This window comes from Ruminococcus sp. J1101004sp1_RTP21198st1_B9_RTP21198_201120 (assembly GCF_040924245.1).
GTDB lineage: Bacteria > Bacillota > Clostridia > Lachnospirales > Lachnospiraceae > Blautia_A > Blautia_A faecis.
Genome location: NZ_JBCOMI010000001.1, coordinates 246,178 through 257,406, shown reverse-complemented (window position 1 = coordinate 257,406; position 11,229 = coordinate 246,178). Strand labels below are relative to the sequence as shown.

Genomic DNA, 11,229 nt, shown 5'->3' with positions numbered 1-11,229 from the left:
TTCTAGGATTTTAACAGAGCGTTTCCATAATTCATTTTTGGTAATGCTTTTAATCACATTCCAGTAGCTTTCAAAAAACATATCTGGCAATTGATCATATTTTACATTTCGCTTCCGAATATCATTTTCATAACGTACATCTATCAATCCAATATACTTATAAAATATCATTTTGTCAAAGACATCAATTTCAGTAATGGGATCATCAAACATACTAAAAGAAATATTAACAATATTTGAAAAGTTTCCTCCCCAGCCAGTAATGAATTCTCCATATGTATGCAAATCATTATTACATAATAAAGTTTTAAGCATTTTTTTTATAATTGTAGTTTTCCCTATTCCATTTTTTCCTATAAGGACATAAATATTACTTGGTGGGGTATTATTCTCTCCCTCCACATAAAAATCTAGCTCTAAATTTTCGCCAGTAGTAATGTCTTTATCAGGCAAAATGTATTTAAAATCATAATCTGTCAGGACAGCGCCACCATCCGCAATTCTATGAAACTGTTCTTTGACTGCATAATATGAAAAGTCTCTCATAAGAGAACGCTGAGTAACGCGTTCCTCGCGAACAGTCTCCAATAACTTCAAATCATACGCTATATCATGCAATGCTATTAGAATTTCTACACGTGGAATTCCTTCTCTTTTAAGATTTTTATAATATTCCAAACTTACACCAAGTGAAAAATAATCTGTAGGTAATGTTTCAAATTCGTCTGGAATATCTGGGCGATCTTCTGTTTGTCCAATTCTACCAATTCGTACTCCACCAATATGTTGATTTTTATAATACATTTGGTACATAGTTCGATATTCAAAATAATCATTCCAATTATCATTTGTCAAATAAACGATTTCTGAATTGGTCATCACACAATTTCTACTTACAATGTTAAACTTCATATGTGTTCTTTATTCACTCCCCACTATTATTTTGTAATAAATTCTAACTAATTTTCTTCTACTCGCAGAATTTTCTGATATTTCGCCAAACCATGTCAAATAAATAAAGTGGCGAGATGCTCACTGTAACATCCCGCCAGGCTCCTACTCTGTAAAATATAATTTGTTTGCTTAGATCATGTTTAATCTTTTATACTGATAGCAATTCAGCATTTTTATAGTATCTTCAATCTGTTTTTCATCCATTCCTGCAACATCAGCAATCTGAGCGATTGTATAGCCTTTATCGCACATTTTCATAATCATTTCTCGTTTACCAATTTCAATTCCAGCTTCTTTAATTTTCTGACTCAAATTACATATGGCACTCACATCCTCTCTGAAATCTTTTTCAATCGGAATCTTATATTCATTTTCTATAATATCCAGTTTTTCATCTACAGATAGATCTGAGACAACAGAGCTCCCAGTAATTTATGTAACTCATATTTTTCTTCATGAATAGGAATATCTTCCGATAGACCAATCATTACAATATTGATCAAATCAAGTTTTCCCTTCCAGGCATGTAAATTCACAATGCTTTCTTTTACTAGATGAATATGTTTCAGACTATTTTCAGTCATATTCATACAAACCCAAATAGAATAAACGCATTTAATATCGTTATAGCTTGTCCAGGATGCTTTTCTGACCAAGTAACCTTTTCGCACTTTCATCATATTGTGCGTCTTTATCTGTCGTAAGAATTGAATTTTTAATCTCTGTGTTCAACGGTATTCTCCCTTTCTACAGTATATCAAATCTGTTCTTCGACTATATTGTTATTATACTCTAAAGTTGCAACTGTAACAATAATATTTTTCTATTTTAGCGTCCAAAAAGGACCGAACTTTACATAAATAAATGTAAAATCCGGCCCACTTCTCATGTTCTTATAACCAAACTGTACTCAAGATCTGGTGTTAAAAAATTTTTTCTAGGTTGTTTTACTGCACTGAACACTACACTGTTTTTGAGAATAAACCATGCTATTTACTACTATTTTGTGCCACTCTTAAAAGTCTCCGAGTAATCAAAAAATACCGCAAAATCAAGTGTTTTTAATCTTTTCCATCAATTATACAAAACACCGGTCAAGTATGGGCGACATGTTCATTCTTTTGCCAGAACCCCTTGATTTATCTACATTTGCGCCGCTTTTGGAAGTGTTACTGCACGGTTTCTGCACGGTATTTTCATTTTTTGTTTCATTTGTATTCATCTTATTCTTCTCTTACTATCATCATAAAATATCGTAGTTTTATTAAGTGTTTTGTAAATGCGGATTCGGTGTGCATGAAAATCAATGTCTTCCCACATAAGAGCTGCCAGTTCTCCAATACGCATCCCAGTGTTTAAAATAATATAAAACACCTCATAATATCTGGTTTTCATCCTTTCCCGACCAGATCACAAGTACATCAGAATATTAACACGTTCCAGAAAAATATTCAAGTCTCCTGTTTTTCCAACCATTTCTCAAATTTTTTCTTATGAACAAGGGTTCTTCGCCCAATCCGAACGGTAAAATCATTTTCTGCCATTAAAGTTCGCACTATCCTTTCAGACAATCCGGTAAGTCCGCAAGTTTCTTTTACTGAAAGAAGAAGTTTCTCATTTTCTTCTCGTCCGCCTCTACTTTTCAACATAACTGTTCTCCTTTCGAAATTGTGTTCTGTTTATATGGTTTTTTCAGACTCTCGTTGTGCTAATAGTTTTTCCATAGCTTCCTGTCTTGTGATTTTTTCCCGCTTTGCTTTTATCGCAACATATTCCTGTGCAAGATTATACGCAGTGCAGCAGGCATTGTAGCTTTTATAGATTTCTCTGCGAAATTCAAATTGTTTTTCCAGCTTTTTCTCATAGCAATATACGACAGCTTCTTCAAACATACAGGATGTTTTCTTCATATGATTTTGAACCGACTTTTTGGTTATTCCCAAACCTTTATAACAGCGTTCTTTTGATTCATATTTCTTTCCCAGAACATTAACAGGCTGTGGTTCAAGCATTTTGCCTTTGACAGGAACTTGCTTTTGAGCCTTTTGCAGCTTCTTTTCTTGTTTTCTTTTATAATATCTGACAGCGTCTTGGACAGAAACGCCTTCCTGCAGCATCTTATTGCATACCCAGCGATATGAAACTTTCTGGTCCTCGCAGCACTCACGGAAATCTGTATAGATTCGATCTCCTATTTGAGGAACTTCTTTTACAGACACCACTTGTCTGTCTGCGTAGTAGGTTGCCGCTTCCGTTGTTTCTCTCTCAGTTCACAATATACCGAAAGCTATGATTTTCCATATATCTGTAGATATTATTTATTGAAAAATGCCGTAATTCTGCAACAGCGCAATAATAGAAAAAAACTCCACTCGGTATATGAGTAGAGCTTTTTTATATATTCATTCATACTTAAAAGTCAGTTAATTGTTAATGTTCCATTAGCGGCACATTTTATTGAAAAAGTGCCACCCATTCCTTTTCCTGTTTTCACATGCGTACAATAAAAATATCCCAGTACAGTATTACCTGCTTTTTCAGCTCTATTTGTAATTACATTGTATACATTTGGAACAAATACTTTGCATTCGGTAGTTGCATCTGTGCACTGTGCACTTTTTCCATTGTATTTAAACGTACCCTTTAAAATATAACGTACAAATACAGTATTAGATTTTTTATTTATAATTCTATATGTTCTTGTTCCAGTTTTAGTTTTCCATGAAGATCTTGCAAATGAAGGAATACTTTTTTCATAAGTTGTAATTTCAATCATTGTGTCTTCATCCAGATCATAACATTCTTTTTGAAGCAATGTTGCATTTTCCATATCCTCATATGGAGCAACTTCTCCATCTGCTTTAACAGTTGTCATACTAACCAAAGATATAATTGTTGCAAGCAATACACACAATACATTCTTAATTCTTTTTACTTTTCTCATCGTAAATATCTCCTTTTCTTTTTTTATGTAAATTAGGTAATTACTTATTTCCTCCCTTCTTGTTGCTCTCATTTTTCTAATTCAATTTTGTAAATCTACTGTAAATTCATTTCCTACAGGAACAGCTAATTCTTCTGGTGACTGATTTTCATTGTATTCTTTTCCTATTTCCTCTGCATAAAAATCGCCATAATCTTCTTTTTTATATAAAATATTACTTTCTTCATTCTCTGTGTACTGATATAACTGTAGTGTCAATTTTTTTGCATTCCTCGCACTTCCAGGCTCTGCTAATTCAAATATCAGTTCTGGATTTCGGTAAGAAATGAGATTAAATGAAATTTCATTTCCCACATCATCTTTTCCACGAATCCATAGTTCAGTATTTTCATTCATATCTGGAAGTGTTCCATAAAGAGTACAGCTGAAGAGATTGTATTTTGCTTTTGAAATAGTTACAGTTTGCTTTTCGTCCAATTGTATAAATTGGTCAATGAATACTTCTTTTGTATCTCTTTCAAGTATTTTTGGATCAGCAGTAAAAGAAAAATTATATTTATCTTTTATGTAAAGCTGGTCCCCTTTTGTATTAAAATTACCGATTGTAATTTCAAAATTTTGTTTAGCTGAAGATGCCTTTAGAGAAAATCTTGCTACATAATCTTTTGATTTGGAGTCGGTATTATTATAATTAGAATATTGTCTTTCCAATTCTAATTTGACTCCATCAACACTGGCTTCAATGCTGCTCATAGATACGTCATTATTTCCATTTTCATCTGTCATGGAATATGCTATCCATAAATTCTCATCATCCACTGCTACTTCTTCTAAAGAAACCTTAACTCCATTCTTTGTGATTTTATTTTGAATCTGTTTTATATATTCTCCAGTATCTTCAGAGATTCCCAGAATCTGTCCAATTAGAGAAGTCATTTTCTCCCAGGCTGCTTTTACTTCATTCTGATGTGTCAGTCCCAATCCGACAATCATTACGATTACTGCACATGCAATTACTTTTTTTAATGGCATCTTAAATGTTTTTATTTTATTTTCTTTCCATGGTTTTGAAGCCTGGTATATATAATTATCATTAATGTCTGCAAATGTTGTTAAAAAATCCCAGCCTTTATTATTCTGCATACCCAGCCTCCGTCAATAAATAATAAAGTTTCTTTCTACTACGGGCTAAAATTGACTTAATCCTGCTTTCCCCACAGTTGTGTCTATCCGCTATCCTTTTGATAGAATCCATGTACCAGTATCGCCTTACAAAAATATCCCGGTCACGTTCTGAAAGTGTACCTAAAAAAGCATCAAAAATATCTATGATTTCTTTTTTTCTTAAATACGTTTCAATATCCGAGGCAATTATGTTCCCTATTTTTTCAACTTCACCAGCTATGTCCTCCATATGAGAATCCGTCCGCTTCTGCGCATTCTTCTTACGGTATCGATCAATTGCGGTATTCCTTGTTATTTTAGATACAAAAGAAGCTAAAATGGATGGTCTTTTGGGTGGGATGCTGTTCCAAGTAAAAAACCAGGTATCATTTACGCATTCTTCAGAATCTTCCCGGTTATATAAAATATTATGGGCAACGGAATAACACATGTTTTCATACTTATTTTTTGTTTCAGCAATGGCATTTTCATCTCTTGCAAAATATAAATTTATGATCTGTACATCATCCATTTTTTTAATTTTCTCCTTCTACTTTATATGACGTATTTTATTATAATTGGTCGCATAAAAAATAGAAATAATTTATTATTTTTTTGTCAGCAGAAAAAGAAAACATATCATGCTTTCTTTTCCTGCCCGTTTTTTTATTGCTCCAGTACTTCTGTTACATAACTTCCCTGTTCATCAACAGCAATTACTTTTTCCGGTCCATCTTCCGTCTGAATAATCTGTCCAACATACACTTGATCCTGAGGACCGTCATAATTCAGATCTGGATTTTCTATTGATTCCCATGGATAAATTACTTTTTCACCTTTTTCATTGAAAAATTCATGTAACTCAATACCAGAACTGGCAGCTACGGAAACAGTTCCAATCAGCATACTGGCAATTACACTTATCCATATTTTTTTTCGTTTCATTTTGATATTCCCCCAAATTACTATTTTTTCGTGTATCCACATATTTTACAGGTCTTTTTTAATGCAGGATAAGAATGCTTGCTACAATAAGACCATGGGCTGTACGTTTTTATTCCTATACGATTACATTTTTTACATTTGTTTGATATGATCAATCGTTCTTTATAACATATTCCCGCTGTTCCCACAGTCTGAAAATCTGTTTTTTTACCGCGTGCTTCCAAATATCTCGCTGGATGTTCACAAGGAGTATTCGTTGCGTACGTTCTGATATCATTAATTGGCTCTGTTACAAAAGAACCATCTTCATAAACTCTAATTACTCTTTCCAAAGAACCATTTTCTGGCATATAAACATCCACACCGGATAAAGATTCCTGCGTTTCATTTTTAGAAGCTATAACTGTCGTACCCATTCCAATTACATTTCCCATAAGTGTAACACCTGTCATTAATACTACCATCCATTTTTTTAATCCATTCATAACCTTCCAACTCCTTTTCTTTTTGGCATTTTAAATACTCAGTGTTGCTATCCCCCTTCCTGCATTATTTCATTTTTGTTTCTTACTATATATCACGCAAAAATTTGTTTTCCGTCGCATAAAGGAATTAATATTATTCATCTATTACATCTGATTCATTTCGCACTAATCAAAATCCAATATTTCAATATCTTTTATGTTTTCTTCCGTCATTTCTTCTTCCTCCTGCGGCAGTTCACACCATACCACCAGCCTTTTGGACGAATCAGCACCACAGGTAGACAATAGAAGCTGTGACGTTTCCACTGGCTCTCCCAGCCAGAAAGTATCACTATCCGCTTTTACATATCCACATTTCGTTACCGTATATACCAGTTCTCTATTATCTGGAAGATATAAATATACCTGATTATGTTCTTTTAAATATGATTCCTCTTGAAAGCGGTGCAGTCCTTGGAACATACTGCCATCTTTCATATTGTGTCCGTACAGGATGCTCTTCCGGTTGGAAAAATCAGCTTCATTATCCATATCCAGAAAAATGCTTCCTGCTGCATGCTCCGTCTTTTGAAACGTGTGCTTTAAATAGTAGGCATTGTCTTTTCCTTGTACCACCGGATAATCGATTTTTGTATCCGGAATCCGAATCCAGGCAATGATGTCCGAATTAATTTTCTTTAAGGCTTGAAAATCAACGGTCGTCTTATTTGCCGGTGTCGGAGCTTGCACCTCACTTTCATTCTCTTTTCTTTCTTCCTCTTTTACATATTCCCGTAGGGTCTCGTATTCTTGTTCGCCCTCCCGGTACATAAAAAAGGTACTGACTGCCATGCAGATTCCAAATCCTAACAAAAAAAGACTGACCGATGCAATCAGAATCTCTTTAATCTGCTTCATAACATCCTCCGTTTCTTATTTTTCTGCAAGAAAAAAGGACCGCCACCGAAGTGACAGCCCAGTTTTTCTCAATCGTGATTTTTCCGTTTGGTATACCAGATGATTCCAGCAATTCCTCCTACTGACAGGAGCAGTAAGAAGAACGGCAGCCAGATATTGGTATCATCCTCAGTCTTTGGACTGTTGGAATAGCCGCCTGTTGGAATCCGTTCATTGGTAAGCTCTTTGGTAATCTCAATCTCCTTGGTGTTTCCATCCTCATACGCAAAGATTACGGATTCCTCTTTTTCGCTTCTTACATAGCCTTCCGGTGCCTTGGTCTCTACCAAAACATACTTTGCGATCAAAGTCTCTGCAATCTGATCATTCAGTTTTTGTCTGCCAGCAAGGTCTCCCACCATTCGTTGTGCATAAAAATCCATGGGCAGATGAAGCATATGCCACATAAATGAGGCATTTGATACAATAGCAAGCTTTCCTTTAATTCTGTAAAGATATATCTCATTAAGAAAACCAACAATCATTCGGAATATAGCAGTGAAAAGCATTGCCACCAGAAGCATTTCAAGCCAATGCATATTATGTCCGGGCAAAATCTGATCCGTAAATATTCTGGCAAACACGGGAGTAACCAAGCCTACAAAAGCAACAAGGGCTGCCGTAATCATTACAAAAATCACAGAAGCCGTTGTATTGGCCAGTCTATCCTTCAAAAACTTAAATACACTTTCCGGCTTTCCACCCTTCTCAAAGTTTTCTCCTGGTGTGAACTCAATACATACTCCTGTAAAAGAATGATCAAATTCTTCCATTGTTACCTTGATTGTTCCACGTGCAGGATCATTAATTACAGCTGCATTTTTGGTAAAACCGCATAACACAACAAAATGATTAAAGTTCCAATGAATAATTGCAGGATAAGTAACATTCTCTTTTACTTCGTCTACCCCATATCGATGCGCTTTTACCTCCAGCCCATAACTTCTTCCAGCTTTTGCAATACTGGAAGCTTTGCTTCCATCTCTTGATACTCCACAATCACTACGAACTTGTTCAAGCGGTAACCACTTGCCATGATACGCAAGAATCATAGCAAGACTTGCTGCACCACATTCCAGGGCTTCCATCTGCATAATAACCGGAACTGTAATTCTTTTTTTTCTCTTTTTCATAGCACGCTCCTAATCCAAAATAAATTGAATTGGTTTCATTTCGGCTGTTGTAATGATAACTGTTGCCAGCATATTTGGGGTAATGTCTTCTTCAGCTATAACCCGAACTTCATAAGAATAGTTTCCATCAAGCACATTATCCGCAAACCAGTCTTCTGATATTTCAGCACGAATTTCTTCCTGTGAATAAGGATTCTGACTCACTGCTTCCACTTTGCCACTGATGTTTCTTCCATCAGGCAGTGTAATATTTGCCTTACATCCTATCAGGTTTGTGTTGGCATTTTCTACACATTCATAGCAGTTAATCACATTACCTCCAACAGTAACTCCTTTCACTGTCATCGTCTGTGGAAGACTTCCTACAACGCTCCATACAATCACAGATATTACTGCCACCAGAAGTGCCGCCATAATTAACCAAACCTTCGGATGAGACACCTTAATATATGCATCTAATTGTTCCGGAGATTCAACACGATCAAGACTTTCCCTTCTAAATATATTCTGTTTATCCACTTTTCCATCCTCCAGTATGCAATTTGTTTATCATATCATCTGACTGATGCTGTATTTTTATCATTTGTTTATTGTATCTGGTCTCTGACGCTTTGCATCAAAGATCTCTAGATAAAAATAATTTTTTCTTCATATAATGTGACAAATTCTCTTCTGATGTTTATAAACAGATAGGAAGCATTCGAATTCTTACAGGAAAGGAGAACTATTATGAGCGAAATCAAACAGAACATTACAAACGAATTATCTGAAGAAGAATTAGAAAATGTTGCCGGTGGTTTTGGCCGTCCTACTATGGATGATCCCAGATATAGGGAGCAGATGAGGATAAACAATATGTTAAAACGAGGCATGAATATGGAGGAAATTCAAAAAGCGTTGAAGTCCTATTCGTAAATAACTATATCAATCCTTCCGGGCAGCCTTAGGGCTGCCCCTGTTTTTCTCTGGTCACCTTATCACTTCCACGATTAGTCAGAGTTCCTGCCAGTACCACCGTTCCTGGCACCAGCACCATGATATATATGATTCCAAGCCCAAATCTGAGGAACTTGCCAAGGCTTCGGCTTATTTCTTCTATTATATATGGGCACCCTGTATTTATCCACCAGTACAAAGGAATTAATGCAAAAATACTGATAAACAACCTTAGCTTTTGCGAAATTCTGTCAAAATCTAATTGTCTTTTTTCCAGTATCCTGCAGATGACAAAGGATGCAATAAATCCGACTCCTTCATATGCATCTCCCCGCATTTTAGCAGGATCAACCAGAAGTGATCCATCCGGCAGATAATCAAGTGGATATGGTTTGTATTCATAGTACAGCACAGCAGCAATACAGATCAAAAGCCCTGCCACAAGAATCATGAGGTCTCTTTTTTTTTCTTTTTCACTCCACAATTCCAACCACCCGGTCAGATACATCATAACTGCTGTTGATATAAATCCCACCAGAACATCCTGCGGAGTATGTACTCCCAGATAATTTCGTGAAAACATAGTCAGGAATACCAGCACAAACAACAGACCTGCAACGACACTGTGCTTTTTTTCCATGAACCAAAGTCCACTTCCACCGAACATAGCCGTTGCCCGCGTTGTATGCCCACTTGGAAATGAATATCCGGTAGCTGCTGTTTTAGAATCACCATAGGGTAAAATCCGTGTATCCCGTATCCATGGGCGATAGACACAGAAAGTAAGCTTTAAAAATCCGTTGATAAACAGACCGCCCCCAAGTCCTGCCAGGATTTTTCGTCCCGCCTTCCGGTCAAATGCCCAGTAAATCATACACATCATTGCAATAGGTAAAAATCCTGCGGACAGCTTTGTTACTGCATTCATAAGCGGTGTCAGAATACTGCCAACCGTTTCGCGAAATTGTTGCAGGTACAATAAATACTCAATATCCATAGCTTTCCTCTTTCTGCTGTTCTTTCAGGCGAAAATAAAGCTGTGACTGTGTTAAATACTGATATGGTCCGGCAAAGAATATATTAACCAACCCGAATGTTATAATCCCCAGAAGGCTCCATCCTATAAAAGACAGATCTAATACAAATGCAGCCCACTTATTTCCCTTCATCATCTGACGGCTCTTTTCAAAAGCTTCTTTTCGATTCATCTGTGGATTCTCTGCCAACAAAAACGGAATCATCATATACTCATACTGTTTTATAATTCCCGGAATTATAAACAAAAGACTCCATAAGCTTACAAACAATGTCCGCAAAAACATAATCCAGCCAACATTCTTTCCATCTCTCCTGTTGATCACCGACCAGATACATCTCGTCTCCGCTGTTCCGTATTCACATTGAATAAACAGCTTTTTACATCCCACCTCCAGAGGATTCCAAATCAAAATCGTCATAATAAAGTTAACAAGCAACGCAACTGCCACAATTCCAAGTGCAATTCCTAAAACAAGGCCAAAATCATCAGTTTCTACTGCGCCTATCACTTCATCAAAACTTCCGGAAGAAGACCTTTCTACTACCGAGACCACTCCTGAACCTCCAATCAGGGATAATATAACTCCTGCCAGAACTGCTTTCCAATAATTTATCTTTAAAAGCTGTTTGGCACACTCTTTCAATTCTCTCCTTGTCCACATATACAATTCCCTCCTCTTCAAACTACCCATAT

At 36.0% G+C, this 11,229-nt stretch carries 15 protein-coding genes and 1 pseudogene; 1 reads left to right on the top strand and 15 read right to left on the bottom strand.

Annotated elements, in window-relative coordinates:
* The 13 genes and pseudogenes from AB5618_RS01160 to AB5618_RS01100 form a co-directional block, all read right to left on the bottom strand.
* A pseudogene (locus AB5618_RS01160) lies at positions 1 to 879 on the bottom strand (hypothetical protein); the annotation flags it as partial.
* A gap of 204 nt (positions 880 to 1,083) precedes the next feature.
* The gene (locus tag AB5618_RS01155) at positions 1,084 to 1,266 is read right to left on the bottom strand and encodes a helix-turn-helix domain-containing protein (protein WP_226815537.1); all 183 of its coding nucleotides are present in this window, start codon (positions 1,264 to 1,266) and stop codon (positions 1,084 to 1,086) included.
* Between the two features lie 906 nt (positions 1,267 to 2,172).
* A complete protein-coding gene (locus AB5618_RS01150; protein ID WP_148462081.1) occupies positions 2,173 to 2,349 on the bottom strand; it encodes a tyrosine-type recombinase/integrase in 177 nt (58 codons plus the stop codon).
* Between the two features lie 56 nt (positions 2,350 to 2,405).
* Positions 2,406 to 2,603 (bottom strand): helix-turn-helix domain-containing protein, encoded by a 198-nt coding sequence (locus AB5618_RS01145; protein WP_148462080.1) that lies wholly within the window; start codon positions 2,601 to 2,603, stop codon positions 2,406 to 2,408.
* Between the two features lie 30 nt (positions 2,604 to 2,633).
* Positions 2,634 to 3,176: a hypothetical protein gene (locus AB5618_RS01140; RefSeq protein ID WP_148462079.1), complete on the bottom strand. Its 543-nt coding sequence runs from the start codon at positions 3,174 to 3,176 to the stop codon at positions 2,634 to 2,636.
* Positions 3,177 to 3,373: 197 nt separating this feature from the next.
* Positions 3,374 to 3,898, bottom strand: coding sequence for a hypothetical protein (locus AB5618_RS01135; protein WP_148462078.1), 525 nt, complete (start codon positions 3,896 to 3,898; stop codon positions 3,374 to 3,376).
* A gap of 81 nt (positions 3,899 to 3,979) precedes the next feature.
* The gene (locus AB5618_RS01130; protein WP_148462077.1) at positions 3,980 to 5,041 is read right to left on the bottom strand and encodes a DUF4179 domain-containing protein; all 1,062 of its coding nucleotides are present in this window, start codon (positions 5,039 to 5,041) and stop codon (positions 3,980 to 3,982) included.
* The gene (locus AB5618_RS01125; protein WP_148462076.1) at positions 5,031 to 5,594 is read right to left on the bottom strand and encodes an RNA polymerase sigma factor; all 564 of its coding nucleotides are present in this window, start codon (positions 5,592 to 5,594) and stop codon (positions 5,031 to 5,033) included. Before AB5618_RS01125 ends, AB5618_RS01130 begins: the two co-directional genes overlap by 11 nt.
* A gap of 134 nt (positions 5,595 to 5,728) precedes the next feature.
* Positions 5,729 to 6,007: a hypothetical protein gene (locus tag AB5618_RS01120; protein ID WP_148462075.1), complete on the bottom strand. Its 279-nt coding sequence runs from the start codon at positions 6,005 to 6,007 to the stop codon at positions 5,729 to 5,731.
* A 20-nt stretch (positions 6,008 to 6,027) separates the two neighbouring features.
* A complete protein-coding gene (locus AB5618_RS01115; RefSeq protein WP_148462074.1) occupies positions 6,028 to 6,492 on the bottom strand; it encodes a hypothetical protein in 465 nt (154 codons plus the stop codon).
* 165 nt (positions 6,493 to 6,657) lie between these two features.
* A complete protein-coding gene (srtB, locus tag AB5618_RS01110; protein ID WP_148462073.1) occupies positions 6,658 to 7,389 on the bottom strand; it encodes a class B sortase in 732 nt (243 codons plus the stop codon).
* A 68-nt stretch (positions 7,390 to 7,457) separates the two neighbouring features.
* Positions 7,458 to 8,561, bottom strand: a complete 1,104-nt coding sequence (locus tag AB5618_RS01105; protein ID WP_226815538.1) for a cysteine peptidase family C39 domain-containing protein — start codon at positions 8,559 to 8,561, stop codon at positions 7,458 to 7,460.
* A gap of 9 nt (positions 8,562 to 8,570) precedes the next feature.
* Positions 8,571 to 9,080 (bottom strand): hypothetical protein, encoded by a 510-nt coding sequence (locus tag AB5618_RS01100; RefSeq protein WP_148462072.1) that lies wholly within the window; start codon positions 9,078 to 9,080, stop codon positions 8,571 to 8,573.
* Positions 9,081 to 9,290: 210 nt separating this feature from the next.
* Between AB5618_RS01100 and AB5618_RS01095 the strand changes: the two genes are divergently transcribed.
* Positions 9,291 to 9,476 carry a hypothetical protein gene (locus AB5618_RS01095; protein ID WP_148462071.1) on the top strand — a complete coding sequence of 62 codons (186 nt, stop codon included), beginning with the start codon at positions 9,291 to 9,293 and terminating at the stop codon, positions 9,474 to 9,476.
* Positions 9,477 to 9,504: 28 nt separating this feature from the next.
* Here AB5618_RS01095 and AB5618_RS01090 read toward each other — a convergent pair whose 3' ends face one another.
* Together AB5618_RS01090 and AB5618_RS01085 are read right to left on the bottom strand one after the other, a co-directional pair.
* Positions 9,505 to 10,494, bottom strand: coding sequence for a phosphatase PAP2 family protein (locus AB5618_RS01090; protein WP_118330790.1), 990 nt, complete (start codon positions 10,492 to 10,494; stop codon positions 9,505 to 9,507).
* On the bottom strand, positions 10,484 to 11,197 hold the full coding sequence (locus AB5618_RS01085; protein WP_117676027.1) for a DUF975 family protein: 714 nt from the start codon (positions 11,195 to 11,197) through the stop codon (positions 10,484 to 10,486). Before AB5618_RS01085 ends, AB5618_RS01090 begins: the two co-directional genes overlap by 11 nt.
* Between the last annotated feature and the right edge of the window lie 32 nt (positions 11,198 to 11,229).